This window comes from Alteromonas sp. KS69 (assembly GCF_003989595.1).
In the GTDB taxonomy this organism is placed as follows: Bacteria; Pseudomonadota; Gammaproteobacteria; order Enterobacterales; family Alteromonadaceae; genus Alteromonas; species Alteromonas naphthalenivorans.
Window position 1 is genome coordinate 117,553 of record NZ_PYHU01000007.1, and the last position, 17,903, is coordinate 135,455.

Here is a 17,903-nt window from a genome sequence, read left to right on the forward strand (position 1 = left end):
ACCTGCTAACCCCTCAAAACAATAAAGTCGAATGGCGTTTTTTGCTCACGAATTAAAGGTACAAAAACGGTATGTTCGGGGCTGAAGGAGTATTTGACTCATTTACTTTGTATTATGGTGTAGTAAGTTTAATTTAGCTAGAAGACCATAAAAGTACTACAAATTAAGCTCTATAAATAAAAGCGCTTAGGTAAGACAAATGACAAGTGGCATCTATGGCGAAAGGTACGCTAAAACATATTTGTCTAACGCAGAGTGCATAGAACGGTTATATATTCTTCGCGTATGATTGAAGCGTTCCAAAAGGGATAGGGAATCGCTATTAGCAAATAAATAAAGCAGCAAAAAATATAGCTACAATTAACTTACCTGCATCAAATTCACCCAACGCTGTCACCTGCATTATTAACAAGTGCAGCGTTAGGTAAGCCTAAGCAATAAACTTCAGCTAGCTATAAAAACAAAGATAAGCAGTAGGTGTTTCAATTTTTACATCGAAAGAAAGGTTTGCATCAATAGTAAACTCTGTTCCCGTTTTGAACGACTGCCAGTCGCTTGAACCTGGAAGTTTAACGGTCATTTCACCTTCCATTACTTTCATTACTTCGTGCTGACTGGTGTTGAAGGTGTACTCACCTGGCGCCATTACGCCTGAAGTACAGGGGCCATTTGCTGACTCAAATGCAATTGAACGAACCTTGTCATCAAAATAACTGTTTACTGTAAAAGACATATGCGCTTTCCTTTTATTGAAAATAGAAGAGCGAGCATTGTGCAATAATTAAAGCTGAATGGCTAACCTGTGATTTTCTAAGATATTCTCATTCGCAAAATAAGCCGGCATTAAAAAGGCATCCAGTTATATAAAGTGCAAAATTAGTCATTAAAACCACATGAAATATGTGTAATTGGCTAGAGACTCTCAAGCGCTGTGGTTATACTAGCTCACAATCGCATTTCCAGAGGTTTTACAGCAATTGAGCACAATGAGTTTGCCACGTGTGGTGCCCCAGCAGAGTCTTTTAACACATTATCAGACATATCTAGAACAGCTTGCTAGTACCGCTTTTACCGGCGATGTTGAGTACAGCTATGCCAGCCGTCTTGCTGTGGCCACCGATAATTCGGTATATCAAAAACTCCCTCAAGCTGTGGTATTTCCTAAAAGCGTTGCCGATTTGCAAGTATTAGGCAAGCTGGTTAACGACCACCCGCTAGTGAAATTCTCGGCGCGTGGCGGCGGCACAGGCACTAATGGCCAAAGTTTAACCGACGGCATTGTGGTTGACATGTCGCGTTACATGAATCAAATTTTGGAAATCAATGTTGAAGAGCAATGGGTTAAAGTACAGTCAGGCGTAGTAAAAGATGCACTGAATGACGCCCTTCGCCCCCATGGATTTTTCTTTTCCCCTGATCTTTCTACTAGTAACCGCGCTACGGTAGGTGGGATGATTAGTACCGATGCGTCGGGGCAGGGCTCGTTGGTTTACGGTAAAACCAGCGACCATGTATTGGGCTTAACTTCGGTGCTGGCTAACGGTGAAGTATTAAACACCACACCAATTAGTGTGCAAGAAGCGAAAGAAATAGCTGACACAAACGCAGATAACAGCGCCTATGTGGGTATTTTACGCCAAGTACTTGCTACTTGCGTAGATAAACGCGATGCCATTATTGAAAAATTCCCCCGTTTAAACCGCTTTTTAACCGGTTACGATTTAGAGCACGCCTATAATGAAACCGAGCAGCTTATAGATGTGAGCCGCTTGATTACCGGCGCTGAAGGCTCGTTAGCTATGGTGGCCGAAGCTAAGCTTTCTCTTACGCCCATCGCGAAACATAAAGCCTTAGTTAATATTAAGTACGATACCTTTGAATCGGCGCTTCGCCATGCTCCCGAAATGGTAAAAGCAAATGCCACGTCTGTTGAAACGGTAGACTCAAAAGTATTAAACCTAGCTAAAACCGATATTATCTGGCACTCCATTGCCAATTTAATTACCGACGTTCCACACAAGGAAATGTTGGGCTTAAATATGGTCGAGTACAACAGCAACGATGAAGAAGAAATTCGCACCCGCATTGCCGAGCTAGAAGCCAGGCTTACCGCCGCTGCCGAAACCGGCGAGGGTGGGGTAATTGGTTATCAGGTTACGTTTGATAAAGCGGATATTGGTAAAATATACGCCATGCGTAAAAAGTCAGTTGGCCTGTTGGGTAAAACCAAAGGTGTGCAAAAGCCTATCGCTTTTGCAGAAGATACTGCAGTGCCGCCTGAAAATTTGGCCGATTTCATCATGGAATTTAGGGCTCTGCTAGACAGCCATGGTTTAAAATACGGTATGTTCGGGCACGTTGATGCAGGTGTGTTACACGTACGGCCAGCTCTTGATTTATGCGATGTTGAACAAGAAAAGTTGATGCATCAAATATCAGATGAAGTAGTCGCGTTAGTGGCTAAATATGGCGGCTTAATGTGGGGCGAGCACGGTAAAGGTTATCGCAGCGAGTATGGTCCCGCCTTTTTCGGTGACATGTTATTTACCGAATTGCGTAAAATAAAAAGCGCATTTGACCCGCTTAATAAAATGAACCCAGGCAAGGTGTGTACGCCTTTAGATAGTACTGAGAGCTTGGTAAAGGTTAGCGATACGAAACGCGCAACATTCGATAGAACTATTCCTACTACGTTTAAAGAAGCTTTTGCGCCTGCCATGGAATGTAATGGTAATGGCTTGTGCTTTAACTACGACACTACGTCACCTATGTGCCCATCGAGTAAAGTGACTCGTGATAGACGCCATAGCCCGAAAGGCCGTGCGGGCCTTATTCGTGAATGGATACGTTTGCTCGCGAAAGATGGAGTAGACACTAAAACACTAAGTGCTGAACAATTCGATACGTCTTGGTGGCAGCGCTTTAGTAATAGCCGAAACAAACAAGACGATTTTTCTCACGAAGTGCTAGACGCCATGAATGGTTGCCTAGCCTGTAAGTCGTGTTCAAGCCAATGCCCGGTGAAAGTAGATGTACCTGATTTTAGGTCGAAGTTTTTATCTATTTATTACCAGCGCTACATGCGCCCAATGAAAGACCATCTTGTGGGAAACATTGAACGCATGGCGCCAATTATGGCTAAGTTCTCGCCCGTGGTTAATTTGTTTTTGAAACGAAAGTGGATGCAAAACGGTATTGAGAAAACCATTGGCTATGTAGACACGCCTATTCTATCTGAGCCTACGTTGGCGAATAGAGTAAAAGGGAAAGTGGCTACTTATAACCACGACGCGTTATCTAAGCTAAGTGCCCAAGAAAAGCAAAAGACGGTGTTGATAGTGCAAGACCCTTTCACCAGCTATTACGATGCGAGTGTGGTTGAAGATTTTGTTACCTTAGTGAATGCCCTTGGTTTTACACCGGTAATGTTACCGTTTAAACCGAATGGCAAACCAGAACATGTAAAAGGCTTTTTAGCTAAATTTGCGAAGACCGCAAAAAATACCGCAGGCTTTTTAAATGAAGTGGCGCAGCTAAACATTCCTATGGCAGGTGTAGATGCGTCTTTGGTGTTAGTTTATCGTGACGAGTACACCAAAACCTTGGGTAAAGCCCGTGGTGATTTTCATGTGTTGGCAGTGCATGAATGGCTTGAAACGGTACCCAGTGATGTATGGCAATCGACAAGCAAAAAGGTAGGTGTGTCAGAGCCTTCAGCGAAGACTTCGGATCAGAATTCAGCGCAGCCTTCAGCTCAGCCATTAGCACTGCTAAGTCACTGTACAGAAAAAACGGCGTTGCCCGCATCTGAAAAGCAATGGCAGGGTTTGTTTGCTAAAGTGAATCAGCCAGTTGATATTGTGGCGGTAGGCTGTTGCGGCATGGCGGGAACTTACGGCCATGAAGCCGATCAAAAAGAAAAGTCGTTAGCCATTTATGGGTTAAGTTGGGAGCAAGCGGTCAAACGTTATCCAGCAGATGCTATTCTTGCCACTGGCTATTCATGCCGAAGTCAGGTAGCGCGTATAGAGCAGTTTAAGCCGAAGCATCCTTTACAAGGTCTGTTGGCCTGTGTTTCATCATCGCAGTAGCCTAAACTCAACATCAACCGACTACGTAAAAACTAAAAATAAAACGAAATAGATCAGAGAATAATATGACAGACAATACACCACAAAATGAAATGACCGATCAGCAACGCAGTGAATGGGTGCGTGAGCAATTTCAAAAAGCAAACAAACATCTCGCCGAAAATGGTGTGCTATACGAATCAGTGGTGACAAACGAAAGCCGTTATTTAGTACCCTATTTAGCAGTATGGAAAATCAAAGATACTAATAATGCATTTTATTGGGTGATGAGTGGCGATTTGCCTACCGACTTTATTCCTGAGGCTACGGCGGCTAATGCTCGCGAAGCGATTAAACACTTTGCAATGTCGTGGCAGTTGAAGGCGGCAAATTTACGCGAGTCAGACAGTGCTGATGCATCGTCGTTGGAGTATGCGGAATTATTAGAAAGTAGAGCAGAAGGCCTGCACGCCATACAAAACCAAGATGAACTATGGCAAGGCGTTTAAGCTAACCTTTATTGATGCAATGGCTAATGTGATAGTTAATGCATTTGTGAAACATCGGGGAATGGAAAACGCTCTACAGGGCATTGCATGCGCTGACGTGCTACGCCACCGTCCATAAACACTTGCCCTTCGGGCTTAAAGCCTAAGCCTTGATGGTACGACACACTATCAAGGCTGCAGCTTACTTTTAAAATAGTGACGTTATGGCGATTGGCGACTTCTATTAAAGCCGCAAACAGCGCACGATAAACAGACATGTTTCGGTAACCGCGCTTCACTGCGATCCTGCCAATTTCTCCACACTGAGTTAACCGCCCCGTTGCAATGGGTTGGTTAGCTTCTTCACCATCTTCCAAAAGCAGTACATGAAAAGCGCTGGCATCGCGCTCATCAAATTCACTGTCTTGGGGTACTCGCCATTCCAAAACGAATACATCTTCCCTGATTGCTTTAAGTCGATGCTTATCCCTTGCCCAATCGACGTTCTCTATCGTATAAGCCATGTGGTTGCGTTACGCTTCTATCCATTCCCAGTAACCCTTATTTACAAGTGTAGTTAATGTTGCTAAAAACGCAAAAGAGGGTAGATCAGGCAGGATTTCGGCAAAAAGTACGTCGTTGTTCAATAAAAGCTGAACCCATTGCTCATCTTCTTTGTTATAACTGAAACGTTCGCCGTTAACATAAAAGAAGCGACCTTGGTGAGAAGGTGTCGTGTTTTCAGTATCTGTTGCAATGAGCGCACGTACTCCAGGGGCGGCTGCAAACTCCTCACCTTCTTCAAACCCTGCGGTAATTTGGCTATCAGTATATAAATACTCAGGTGGATACTCTGGAAGGCCTTGTTCACTTAGTGATTCAAGCAATGCATGGGTGAAGTCATCTGAATTAATGGCCGTGATGAGCTGTTTTTTCAACGCGGCGATATCGCTGGGTTCAACCACTGCCGAAGGCATTGACAACTTTCTACCTGAATCGGTAAATCGCACATTAATGTCGCTGGTTTCTAACATTAACGAAAGGCTATCGGCGAGCTGACTGGTTTCAGGGGCACGAAAGCCTACAGAGTAGGTTAAGCAGTCTTCCAACGCTTTGCCATCATGAGGCCAACCCGGCGGAATATACAGTACGTCACCTGGGTTTAGTACTTCATCAATAATAGGGTCGAAGCCTTCAATTTGACGAAGTTTAGGGTGTGGGAATACTTCTTTGTATTCTCCAGGCTTACCTACGCGCCAACGACGCTGACCCTTTCCCTGCACTAAAAATACATCGTATTGGTCGATATGCGCGCCAACACCTGCATTTTTAGTGGCAAAACTTACCATTAGGTCGTCTAAACGCCAATTTGGAAGAAAGCGGAAGGGTTCAAGAATGTCAGCTACGTCATGTACGTACCTGTCTACACTTTGTACAAGTAGTGTCCATGCACCTTCGCAAACGGCTTCAAAATCATGAATTGGCCCTTGATGAACTTTCCATTCGCCTGCGCCATCCGCTGGGTTGCCACTGGTATTTTCAAAGCTTAGTAGTCGGCTATCTATTTCTTCTTCTTGGGCTAAGCCGGCCAAATCGTGCTCATCGATAGGATCTTCAAAATCTTGAAAAAAGCCACGTAATACAACAGGCTTTTGTTGCCAATAATGAGATAGAAAATGTTCTATATCGAATTCTTTCATTAAGTAATCTCCACGCATCTATGGGGGTATTATCGTTTATTCTATAAAGGGTTACTAGCTTAGTGTGTATTAGTAAGCCGGTGTTCGAAGGCGGCCAATTCACCAATTTTGCTATCAATTAAAATGGGGCAGAATTTAGCTTGGGTTTCAGCGGTTAAATGAGAAAATGTACTATCGCAAACGGTAACAGCATTCCCTTTGCAATGTTGTTCTAGCATAGACGCCAAATTAACCGTGTTGCCCCACACATCGAAAATGCCGTGCTGTCTTCTAGGCATGCCAGCAGTAACAGGGCCTGCTGCAACGCCGATACGAATTTGGCAAGGCCAACCTTCTTTTAACGCAAAGATTTTAAAGGTGGCGGTAACAGCAAGCGCAAACAACACGCCGTTATTTATATGATGTGCACTTTTTTGTTCGCCTTTTTGTTTGCCATTTGAAGCACTTAAAGGAGGAAACATACACAGTTCGCTAACCGCCATGTATTCATCGCCATTCGTTTTTACTGGGTACATTTTATGGGCAGCGGCTAACACATCAATTTGGCTGTAAAAGGCATCCAATGCCTCTATCACTTTTTGTTCTCCAAACAAGGGGGCCAGTGTTTGATAACCTTTTATATCTGCAAATAACACACAGGCCGAGGAGAAGCTTTGCCGCATTAGCCCGGTCGAAAAGCCTGTTGATGCACTACTTGAAAACCTACTTAAAGGAGTATTCGGAACATGGCTCAAAGGGGGAGTAAAAGCGCTTGTAAGCTTGGCGGCAGGGGTTGCTTTTATCAACAATTGCCGTGTATGACGGTAGTTCACAGCAAGGTGATGAAGGTGGCGCCGGCTATGAGCATGCAAGGTCAGTATAAGTCCCACGCTGGCTAGAGTTAGGGTAATACTATTGCTACGACGAATAGCGCCTTGCCAACCGTGAAGTGAGTAGCTAAATAGGCCATCAATAGCACAGAATGTTAGGGCGAAAAGCAACCCCCAGTAAAGTCGTGGACGTTGCTCATGCTGGCTAAATACCCCCACACAGCATAAGCAGCCAATCAATAAAAAGTGCTGAATGTACATGTCGCCACGCCATAGGAATGTCGCTAGCACAATATAGCTGTAATAGCTGGTTAACAGCAGTGTACGGGCCCGCGTTGGCAGGCCTTTGTTGCACAAATATAGCGTGGTAAATGCACAAAGAATATGAAAGGTCAGATTCCACCACAGTGCAATATGGTGTGCGCTGTAGTGAGCATACGCCATCAATAGCGGTGTTTGTAACAACAAGCACAGGGCAAAAAAGCGTGCAGTTGCGTGAATTATTGCCGCTTTTGAATGAAATGTTTTGTGTGTAAGCATGCCTAAATCCCAACCATAAAAAAACGCGGACTGGCCGCGTTTTTAAGTGTATGGAAAAGGCGATGCCTTTATAACTGATCTACTAGCCTGATTGCATCACCAATGTAGCTTGCAGGTGTTAATGCTTTAAGGTCAGCTTTTGCTGCTTCTGGCATGTCTAAGTTATCAATAAACTCAGCCACGATTTCAGCGTTAACCTTTTTACCACGGGTCAACTCTTTCAATTTCTCGTAAGGCTTTTCAATACCGTAACGACGCATTACCGTTTGAATTGGCTCAGCTAGTAATTCCCAGTTGTTATCAAGTTCATTCAACAAGCTTTGCTCGTTAACTTCTAACTTGCTAATACCTTTAAGGGTAGCTTGATAAGCGATTACCGCATAACCTACACCCACACCCAAGTTACGAAGTACGGTGGAGTCGGTTAAATCACGCTGCCAGCGAGAAATAGGAAGCTTCGCGGCCAAGTGATTAAAGATAGCGTTAGCTAGGCCTAAGTTACCTTCCGAGTTTTCAAAATCGATAGGGTTAACTTTATGCGGCATGGTTGAAGAGCCAATTTCACCGGCAATGGTTTTTTGCTTAAAGTGACCTAGAGCAATATAACCCCACACATCACGATCGAAATCGATAAGAATGGTATTAAAGCGGGCTACTGCATCAAACAACTCGGCAATATAATCATGCGGTTCAATTTGCGTGGTATATGGGTTCCACGATAAGCCTAGCGATGTGACAAACTTTTCAGACTCGCTGTGCCAGTCTACATCAGCGTAAGCAGATAAATGGGCATTGTAGTTACCTACGGCGCCATTAATTTTGCCTAAAATTTCAACCTTAGCAATTTGTGCGCGTTGACGCTTCAAACGCATTGCCACGTTAGCCATTTCCTTACCCATGGTAGAAGGAGAGGCGGGTTGGCCGTGAGTACGTGCCATCATTGGAATATGTTGGTATTCCTTGGCAAGTGCTATTAAGGCATCGATAAGTTTGTCACAGTAAGGTAGCAACACGGTATCACGGGCTTCGGTAAGCATTAGGCCGTGAGAAAGGTTGTTAATATCTTCAGAGGTACATGCAAAGTGAATAAACTCGTTCACAGCAGATAATTCGCTGTTGCTAGCCACTTGCTCTTTTAGAAAGTATTCAACCGCTTTAACATCGTGGTTGGTGGTGCGCTCAATATCTTTAATGCGCATAGCATCATCAACACTAAAGTTAGCCACAATAGCATCTAATAATGCGTTTGAGGTATCAGAAAACGCAGGAACTTCTTCAATTTTAGTGTTCGCCGATAGCATTTGCAGCCAACGTACTTCCACTTCAACACGGTATTTCAGTAAGCCGTATTCGGAAAAAATACTACGTAATTCTACGCTTTTTCCAGCATATCGACCATCGACAGGGGAAATTGCAGTTAACTGACTCAGTTCCACCTTCAGCTCCTTAACTAGTTTATCAGCCTGAGCGCCTTTACAGCGCTATTTAAAATTTGTTTTCTGCGAAACAAAATGTTCCGACGTTTACCACCCATTTGACGCCACATTACCGCGGCGCGCACGCCTGCAAGTAATATAGCGCGAACTTTGTGCTGCGTAGCCGGTTGGCCAAGATGATCCGGATTACCCGCAATTTGAATACGCGGTGCTAATGGACTAATAATATCGCTATATATACTGGCCAACGACGACACAATTTGCGGGTTTTGAAAGTCTACATGCGCCAATTGACGCTGCACGTGAGAAATACGCTCTGCCAGTTCTTTCATGGCGGCAGGTTTACGTGCAAGTTTTCTTTCAAGACCAAGAATGCTGGCAATATAACGGGTCAGCTCGGTGTCTTTGCTCTGTTGTTTATCTGATAACTGTGCGAATAAGGTTTTATATCCTACTTCAAGGTTACTTAACTTGCCGAACACTTGCTGTGGATTTTCAGGATCGGTAACCAATATACTGGAAAGACTCGCTTCCACCGCTTCGTCGTTTGCGGTGCCTTTTCTTGCAAGGCTTTGCACAAGCGCCGCCGATTGGCAAACGCCAGCCAAAGCTAAATTATTTTCTACGTCGGTATCTAACATTAACGGATATAGCTCTCAATAATTCCGCCGCCTAAACACACTTCATCTAGGTAGAAAACGGCAGATTGACCAGGTGTAACCGCTTTTTGCGGCTCATCAAAAATAACTTCAATCATATCATCATTGATTGGCGCGATTGCGCAGGGGATATCAGTTTGACGATAACGAGTTTTTACCACTGCTCGCATAGGTTCTGTAATAGTAGTACGGTCTACCCAATGCAGTTGTTTTGCCACCAAGCCTTTAGAGTATAGGCGAGGGTGGTCGGCACCTTGGCCTACAATTAATACGTTGCGTGCTACGTCTTTATCTACCACATACCAAGGCTCTTCACCGTATTTAGCATGGCCACCAATGTGCAGCCCTTTGCGTTGTCCTAGGGTGTGATACATCAAGCCTTCATGTTTACCAATTTCTTCCCCTTCCGCGGTTTCAATAATGCCGGGTTGGGCAGGTAAGTAGCGGCCTAAAAAGTCTTTGAATTTACGCTCACCAATAAAACATATGCCGGTAGAATCTTTTTTATCGTGGGTGATTAGCCCTTGTTCTTCTGCAATTTTACGTACCAGTGGCTTTTCAATATCGCCCACAGGGAACAAGGTTTTCGCTACGTGTTCTTCACCTAGGGTATAGAGGAAGTAGCTTTGATCTTTGTTTTCATCCAACCCGCGCAATAGCTGCCACTTGCCATCTTGATGGCGGCGACGCACGTAATGACCGGTAGCAATATAATCTGCACCTAAGTCTTCGGCAGCAAATTCAAGGAACGCTTTAAACTTAATTTCCTTGTTGCACATGATATCGGGGTTAGGCGTTCTGCCTGCTTTATATTCTTCTAGGAAATACTCAAATACGTTGTCCCAGTATTCAGCGGCAAAATTGATGGTGTGAAGCTCAATACCTAGTTTGTCAGCGACGGCTTGTGCATCTTTTAAATCTTCGGCGGCTAAGCAATATTCATCATTATCATCTTCTTCCCAGTTCTTCATGAACAGGCCTTCCACCTGATAGCCTTGCTGTAACAACAAGTAGGCAGAAACGGAAGAGTCGACGCCGCCGGACATTCCGACGATTACTTTTTTGCTCGCGTTTGATTCAATATCAGTCACAACGTAGATAACACTCATTTAGGTTGATTTCAGGGTGGCGGATTTTACCAGATAAAGCCCACCAATTCACATAATAAAGCGATTGTGTTCAATCGTTTTGCTTTACCGACAGATTTTAGTGTCGGGAAGCGTAAATTGGTCGTTTAAAAGCGTATTTCAAGCGCCGAGTTTAAAAATTCAATAAACCAAAAAGCTATAACTAATAATGAACGTAATCATAGTGAGGTCTCATCGTTATATTGGTCTATTAAATAGCGAAACACACAATTGGGCGTTTGAATAAGCGTTTGAAGAAATCGGCATTGTTTTAGCGTCAATGTTAGAAACACACGTATTTGCCATTATCGATGCCATCAATGGTCCAATTGCCCACGCGATAGCGCACTAAACGCAATGTAGGAAAACCAATGTGGGCGGTCATACGCCTAACTTGGCGGTTCCTGCCTTCACTGATTGTGATAGATAACCAGCTAGTCGGGATAGCTTGACGAAAACGAACTGGCGGGTTTCTGTCCCATAATTCAGGAGGATCTATAGCTACAACTTTGGCTGGTTTGGTCATGCCGTCTTTAAGCTCTACCCCGTTACGCAAGGCGTCTAGCGCAGCCTCGTTAGGAATGCCTTCCACTTGCACCCAATAGGTTTTGCTGGTTTTGGCCTCGGGGTGTGCCAATTTATGTTGTAGCTTTCCGTCGTTAGTCAGCACCAATAACCCTTCGGAATCTCTGTCTAGTCGACCGGCAGCATATACCCCTGGTACATCAATATAATCCTTAAGGGTTTCTCGGCCGTCTGCATCAGTAAATTGAGACAGTACTTGAAAAGGTTTGTTGAAAAGTACGATTTTGCTTTCGTTTGCCATGGTGTGAATAATTACTCTTATTCTTAGGATGCCTTCTATCGCTAAAGCCTACCACAATGCGCGAAAAACTGCCCGAGTAAGACAAAGCTAAAACAATAAAGGGCATAAAAATGTGCGGGAAGTTCGGCGAAATTCAGGCAAGTCGTCGGTTAAGACAATGGTATGACTTGTAACTAAAAGTTTCGACCTTATACTAATGTTCGCAGTTATAAAAATAACAGACTGCCCATTCGTGTTGAGTGCATGAAGGTTGCGTTAATCTCAGCACGAGGACGAAAACAACAAGTGGTTCTGTTGTTAAGTGCAACAGAACATAAAACATCAATTACGTATCGTAGTGACCGAAGGCTTTCCACATGCTTTGTGTTAGTGCGACTAATGGACTAAAACGGTAGTACGCTACCGACAACATTGAGGTACATAATGACCAAGTCTAAGATCATCTATACTAAAACAGATGAAGCGCCAATGCTGGCGACGTACTCGTTGCTTCCTATTATTAAGAAGTTTGCTAGTGCTGCTGATGTTGAAGTAGAGCTAAGCGATATTTCTCTTGCGGCCCGTGTGTTGGCTACTTTTCCCGAGTTTCTTTCTGAAGAGCAACGTGTAACCGATACGTTATCTGAACTTGGTGAAATGACGCAAGATCCTGAAGCTAACATCATTAAGCTACCAAATGTAAGTGCGTCTATTCCTCAGTTGCGCGCCACTATCGCTGAGCTAAACGAAAAAGGCTTTAACGTACCGGCTTTCCCAGATTCGCCTAAAACTGACGAAGACCAAGAGATTCGTGAGCGTTACGGCAAGGTTCTAGGTAGTGCAGTAAACCCTGTATTACGTGAAGGTAACTCAGACCGCCGCGCACCTACTGCGGTTAAGAATTTTGCGCGCAAGCACCCGCATTCAATGGGCGAGTGGTCACAAGCATCACGTACTCACGTAGCGCACATGCGCGGTGGCGATTTCTATTCAGGTGAAAAATCAGTAACTGTAGAAAAAGAAGGTTACGTAAGCATTGAGTTCACCGGAAAAGACGGCAGCAAGAAAACGCTTAAGCCTAAAGTAAGCTTGCTTGCTGGTGAAGTTATTGACGCTATGTACATGAGCAAAAAAGCCTTGTGTGAATTCTTCGAAGAACAAATTGAAGATGCGAAAAACACAGGCGTTTTATTCTCGCTACACGTTAAAGCAACAATGATGAAGGTGTCTCACCCCATCGTATTCGGTCACTGCGTTAAAGTATTCTACAAAGACTTGTTCGAAAAATGGGGCGACTTGTTTGAAGAGCTAGGCGTTAACGCTAATAACGGTCTTGGTAGCGTATACGATAAAATTGCTAGCCTTCCTGAGTCTCAGCGTTCTGAAATTCAAAAAGACATCAATGCTTGTTATGCCGACCGCCCACCTATCGCAATGGTAAACTCAGACAAAGGTATTTCTAACCTACACGTACCAAGTGACGTAATTGTAGATGCTTCAATGCCTGCAATGATCCGTAACTCAGGTCAAATGTGGGGACCGGATGGAAAGTCGCACGATACTAAAGCGGTTATTCCTGAAAGTACTTATGCCACTATTTACCAAGAAGTGATTAACTTCTGTAAAACTCACGGTGCATTCGATCCAACTACAATGGGTACAGTACCTAACGTTGGTTTGATGGCGCAGAAAGCTGAAGAGTACGGTTCACACGATAAAACGTTTGAAATAGAAGCTGACGGTACAGTACAAGTTGTCGATCAAGACGGTAACGTATTGATGGAGCATGCTGTTGAAGAAGATGATATCTGGCGTATGTGTCAGGTGAAAGACGCACCTATTCAAGACTGGGTTAAGCTAGCAGTTACCCGTGCACGTCAATCTGGTATGCCAGCTGTATTTTGGTTAGATGATGAGCGTGCTCACGATGCACAGCTGATCACGAAAGTAGAAACCTACTTGAAAGACCACGATACGTCAGGTTTAGACATTTCAATTATGGCACCTGTTCGCGCGATTCGTTTCAGCATGGAACGTGCAATTCGCGGACTAGATACTATTTCAGTAACTGGTAACGTACTGCGTGATTACCTCACTGACTTGTTCCCAATTCTTGAGCTCGGCACCAGTGCTAAAATGCTTTCAATTGTGCCTCTAATGGCAGGTGGCGGTTTGTATGAAACTGGCGCAGGTGGTAGTGCACCTAAGCACGTTCAACAATTCGTTGAAGAAGGTCACCTTCGTTGGGATTCATTAGGTGAATTCTTGGCGTTAGCGGTTTCACTTGAAGACGTGGCAATTAAGCACGACAACAAGAAAGCTAAGATTATCGCTACAGCGTTAGACAAAGCGACAGAGACACTGCTAAACAATGGTAAGTCACCAATGCGTAAAGCTGGCCAATTAGATAACCGTGGTAGCCACGTTTATCTTGGTTTGTACTGGGCAGAAGAAGTGGCTAACCAAACTGAAGACGCTGACTTAGCGGCGCAGTTTAAAGCGGTATATGACGAACTATCGGCTAAAATCGATACAATCATTACTGAGATTGATGAATCTCAAGGTAAGCCTCAGGATATCGGTGGTTACTACTACCCTGATTCAGAGAAACTAGAGGCCACTATGTCGCCTAGTGAAACCTTGAAAGCGATTCTAAACGCTTAATAAAACTAAATAGGTTACTGATTTTTTAGTCACCTGTTTTAAAAGCGCCCCTGACCAAATAGTCAGGGGCGCTTTTTTTATATTTATTAACATTTAAAACAATCCTATCGGAGTAAATTTTTAAAAAATTTACTTATCTTTATGCTAATTAATTTTGGTTTTTTGCTGGTTAGTGCAATTTAATCTAACAATGTGAGTGAGCAGAAAGGCAATTTATCTGAATTAAACTCAGAATATTTAAAAATAAGTAATAATTAAAAGAAGCGTTGCGAGGAAATAAAGAAAATTTAATAAAAAGAGTAGAGCAGACTCATCTATGAGAGTGAACGATTGTCGACTCCCTAAGAAAAAACCCACTGCTGCCTAAGTAGGCAACAACAGGCTTCTGTAGAATATGTTCGGTGTTACTTAACGCTCTGGTTCTTCTTTAAAGCCTATGTTTTCGGCGTGTAGGCCTTTAGGGCCCTGTTGCACGTCATACGTGACTTCTTGACCAGCTTTAAGTGAGCGATATCCTTCCATTTGGATAGTTGAGTAGTGTGCGAAAATATCTTCACCACCATCTTCAGGTACAATAAAACCAAATCCTTTCGCGTTGTTAAACCATTTAACTTTGCCAATCGCCATACTTCGACTTCCTCTTAATCCTTGAACTAACACGATTATGCCCCCACAATATAATTGAAGGCAGCGTGACGTGTTTTGAAAACAACAACGTCACCTCTAAAATGTAGATTTTTTAACCATATTATGTCAAGTGCAAATGTGAATTAATTTTATCCTAAAGTTAGTGAGACATCTGCCAACAAAGCACTATTATTAATTATGAGTAGAGACAACGCCATTAGCATCGAAAGGGAAAAACTCAAAGACGCGCAGCGCCAAAAAACGCAGCCGCCGCCAATGTATAAAGTGTTGTTGAACAACGACGATTACACGCCAATGGATTTTGTAATTGAAGTGCTCATGCAATTTTTCAATATGGATGCTGAGAAAGCGCATCAAATTATGCTAACAGTACACTACCAAGGTAAGGCGGTTTGTGGCATTTTTACTGCTGAGATAGCAGAAACCAAGGTGATGCAGGTTAATCAGTATGCGCGTAAGCACAATCATCCGCTTATGTGTACTATGGAACAGGCGTAAGTCAATTTGTAGAGGGCGAGCGAAATGTTAAATAAAGAATTAGAACAGACGTTGAATGATGCGTTTGTATTTGCCAGAGAACATCGCCATGAGTTTATGACGGTCGAGCATTTATTGCTGGCGCTACTTGATAACTCGGCAGCCCGTGAAGCACTGCATGCCTGCGGTGCGGATATTGAAGCAATTAAAAGTGAGCTGATTTCTTTCGTTAAAGACACTACCCCGTTGATTCTTGACGAGCAAATGAACGAACGAGAAACACAGCCTACCTTAGGTTTTCAGCGCGTGCTCCAACGTGCAGTTTTCCATGTGCAATCATCTGGTAAAGAAGAAGTCACTGGTGCCAACGTACTCGTGGCTATTTTCAGTGAGCAAGAGTCTCAAGCCGTTTTCATTCTCAAAAAGTCTGATGTAACCCGCTTAGATATTGTTAACTTCATTAGTCACGGTGTGAGTAAAGCCGAAGATGATGCGCCACTTAACCCAGAAACGGGTGAAGAGGGTGAAGGCGGTGAAGAAAGCGGGTCGGCACTAAGTAAATACGCGACAGATTTAAATCGCCACGCCAAAGAAGGCAAGGTAGACCCATTGATTGGGCGCGATAAAGAAGTCGAGCGCACGATTCAGATTTTGTGTCGCCGTAGAAAAAATAACCCGCTGCTTGTGGGTGAAGCTGGCGTAGGTAAAACCGCTATTGCTGAAGGGTTAGCCTATCGAATTGTAAACGAAGACGTGCCTGAAGTTATCAGCAACAGTACCGTTTACTCGCTAGACTTAGGTGGCCTACTAGCCGGCACTAAATATCGTGGTGATTTCGAGAAACGCTTAAAAGCGATATTGAAAGAATTATCGAAAGACGAAGACGCCATTTTGTTTATTGATGAAATTCATACCATCATTGGTGCTGGTGCGGCATCTGGCGGTGTTATGGATGCATCTAACTTGCTGAAGCCTAAGCTTTCAAGCGGTGAACTTCGTTGTATTGGCTCAACAACTTATCAGGAATACCAAGGTATTTTTGAAAAAGACAGAGCCTTGGCCCGTCGTTTCCAAAAAGTGGATGTGACTGAGCCAAGCGTAAGCGACACTACCAAAATTCTACTTGGCCTTAAAAGCCGATATGAAGATCATCACAACGTACGCTATACACAAAAAGCTATTCAGGCTGCAGCTGAGCTTTCGGCTAAGTACATAAACGAACGTCACTTGCCTGATAAGGCTATTGATGTGATGGATGAAGCCGGTGCAAGCCAGCGCTTGTTGCCGCAATCGAAGCGTAAGAAAACGATTGGGGTAGGGGATATTGAGCAGATTATTGCGAAGATGGCTCGAATCCCTGAAAAGTCTGTCTCCGCGTCTGACAAAGAAGTACTTAAGAACCTTGGCCGCAACCTTAAAATGATGGTGTTTGGCCAAGACAAAGCCATAGAGACGCTTAACGACGCTATTTTGCTATCGCGTTCAGGGTTGGGTGCGGAAGAAAAACCAATTGGTAGTTTCTTGTTTGCAGGGCCTACCGGTGTGGGTAAAACCGAAGTCACGCAGCAACTTGCTAAAATAATGGGCGTTGAGTTGGTTCGTTTCGATATGTCTGAGTACATGGAACGCCATGCGGTTAGCCGTTTGATTGGTGCGCCTCCAGGTTATGTAGGTTTTGAGCAAGGTGGATTGTTAACCGATGCGGTTATTAAAAACCCATACTCAGTGGTACTGCTAGATGAAATCGAGAAAGCGCACAGTGATATCTACAACATTCTGTTGCAGGTCATGGATCACGGTACGCTTACCGACAACAATGGCCGCAAGGTAGACTTTAGAAATGTAGTATTGGTAATGACGACCAATGCGGGTGTACAAGAAACGGTGCGCAAGTCTATTGGCTTTAAACAGCAAGATCATAGCCACGATGCGCTATCTGAAATCAACAAGGTGTTTACCCCTGAATTCAGAAACCGCTTAGACGGCATCATCTGGTTTAATCACCTAGATGCTGAGGTTATCTTGCAGGTTGTTGATAAGTTCATTATCGAGCTTCAGGCGCAGCTGGACGTTAAAGGAGTATCTTTAGAGGTTACCCCTGCAGCACGTGCTTATTTAGCCGAGAAGGGCTACGACAAGTCCATGGGTGCCCGTCCTATGTCTCGCTTAATCAAAGAAGAGATTAAGAAAGAACTGGCGAATGAATTGCTGTTTGGTGAATTAACGAAAGGCGGCGACGTTAAAGTAGATTTGAACGACGATAAGTTGGAGTTTGAATATTCGGGCGTTGATGCAGTTAAAGAAGAAACAGAGTCTAGCTAACACCTAGTGACCTTGTTGCACTAGACGTGTAATGTTGAATAAAAAATGCTGCGCCTGAAAGGGTGTGGCATTTTTTTTGTTTTTAAAACCTTGAGCCTCTAACGCGATAAACGCGATAAACGCGATAAACGTGAAAGGGCTAGGCAGTTTGATTGCCT

The 17,903-nt window shown here is 43.8% G+C and carries 14 protein-coding genes; 5 read left to right on the forward strand and 9 right to left on the reverse strand.

Translation table 11 applies throughout. The features are described 5' to 3' along the window. Positions 1-448 precede the first annotated feature (448 nt). Positions 449-733 (reverse strand): pyrimidine/purine nucleoside phosphorylase, encoded by a 285-nt coding sequence (locus tag C7Y69_RS06810; RefSeq protein ID WP_126872209.1) that lies wholly within the window; start codon positions 731-733, stop codon positions 449-451. Positions 734-986: 253 nt separating this feature from the next. Between C7Y69_RS06810 and C7Y69_RS06815 the strand changes: the two genes are divergently transcribed. Next, entirely contained in the window at positions 987-4,091 is a 3,105-nt protein-coding gene (locus C7Y69_RS06815; RefSeq protein WP_126872210.1) for an FAD-binding and (Fe-S)-binding domain-containing protein, read from the forward strand. 65 nt (positions 4,092-4,156) lie between these two features. After that, positions 4,157-4,579 (forward strand): DUF4826 family protein, encoded by a 423-nt coding sequence (locus tag C7Y69_RS06820; protein ID WP_126872211.1) that lies wholly within the window; start codon positions 4,157-4,159, stop codon positions 4,577-4,579. A 35-nt stretch (positions 4,580-4,614) separates the two neighbouring features. On the opposite strand, the gene C7Y69_RS06825 is transcribed toward C7Y69_RS06820, so the two are convergent. The 7 genes from C7Y69_RS06825 to C7Y69_RS06855 form a co-directional block, all read right to left on the reverse strand. After that, the gene (locus C7Y69_RS06825) at positions 4,615-5,082 is read right to left on the reverse strand and encodes a GNAT family N-acetyltransferase (RefSeq protein WP_063458464.1); all 468 of its coding nucleotides are present in this window, start codon (positions 5,080-5,082) and stop codon (positions 4,615-4,617) included. A 9-nt stretch (positions 5,083-5,091) separates the two neighbouring features. Further along, positions 5,092-6,258, reverse strand: a complete 1,167-nt coding sequence (locus C7Y69_RS06830; RefSeq protein WP_126872212.1) for a JmjC domain-containing protein — start codon at positions 6,256-6,258, stop codon at positions 5,092-5,094. 59 nt (positions 6,259-6,317) lie between these two features. After that, positions 6,318-7,607 carry an adenylate/guanylate cyclase domain-containing protein gene (locus tag C7Y69_RS06835; RefSeq protein ID WP_013784400.1) on the reverse strand — a complete coding sequence of 430 codons (1,290 nt, stop codon included), beginning with the start codon at positions 7,605-7,607 and terminating at the stop codon, positions 6,318-6,320. Between the two features lie 68 nt (positions 7,608-7,675). After that, complete coding sequence (gene purB, locus C7Y69_RS06840) at positions 7,676-9,043, reverse strand: adenylosuccinate lyase (RefSeq protein WP_013784399.1); 1,368 nt, start codon at positions 9,041-9,043, stop codon at positions 7,676-7,678. Between the two features lie 14 nt (positions 9,044-9,057). Continuing rightward, on the reverse strand, positions 9,058-9,684 hold the full coding sequence (hflD, locus tag C7Y69_RS06845) for a high frequency lysogenization protein HflD (RefSeq protein ID WP_013784398.1): 627 nt from the start codon (positions 9,682-9,684) through the stop codon (positions 9,058-9,060). Beyond that, positions 9,684-10,811 (reverse strand): tRNA 2-thiouridine(34) synthase MnmA, encoded by a 1,128-nt coding sequence (gene mnmA / locus C7Y69_RS06850; protein WP_126872213.1) that lies wholly within the window; start codon positions 10,809-10,811, stop codon positions 9,684-9,686. Before mnmA ends, hflD begins: the two co-directional genes overlap by 1 nt. A gap of 301 nt (positions 10,812-11,112) precedes the next feature. Further along, entirely contained in the window at positions 11,113-11,655 is a 543-nt protein-coding gene (locus tag C7Y69_RS06855; protein ID WP_057792274.1) for an rRNA large subunit pseudouridine synthase E, read from the reverse strand. 423 nt (positions 11,656-12,078) lie between these two features. On the opposite strand from C7Y69_RS06855, the gene C7Y69_RS06860 reads away from it, so the two are divergent. After that, on the forward strand, positions 12,079-14,298 hold the full coding sequence (locus C7Y69_RS06860; RefSeq protein WP_126872214.1) for an NADP-dependent isocitrate dehydrogenase: 2,220 nt from the start codon (positions 12,079-12,081) through the stop codon (positions 14,296-14,298). A 408-nt stretch (positions 14,299-14,706) separates the two neighbouring features. Here C7Y69_RS06860 and cspD read toward each other — a convergent pair whose 3' ends face one another. Then, positions 14,707-14,925 (reverse strand): cold shock domain-containing protein CspD, encoded by a 219-nt coding sequence (gene cspD, locus C7Y69_RS06865; protein WP_013784394.1) that lies wholly within the window; start codon positions 14,923-14,925, stop codon positions 14,707-14,709. A 198-nt stretch (positions 14,926-15,123) separates the two neighbouring features. On the opposite strand from cspD, the gene clpS reads away from it, so the two are divergent. Both clpS and clpA read left to right on the forward strand, forming a co-directional pair. After that, positions 15,124-15,444: an ATP-dependent Clp protease adapter ClpS gene (gene clpS, locus C7Y69_RS06870; protein WP_013784393.1), complete on the forward strand. Its 321-nt coding sequence runs from the start codon at positions 15,124-15,126 to the stop codon at positions 15,442-15,444. Positions 15,445-15,468: 24 nt separating this feature from the next. Next, a complete protein-coding gene (clpA, locus tag C7Y69_RS06875; RefSeq protein WP_013784392.1) occupies positions 15,469-17,745 on the forward strand; it encodes an ATP-dependent Clp protease ATP-binding subunit ClpA in 2,277 nt (758 codons plus the stop codon). Positions 17,746-17,903 lie beyond the last annotated feature (158 nt).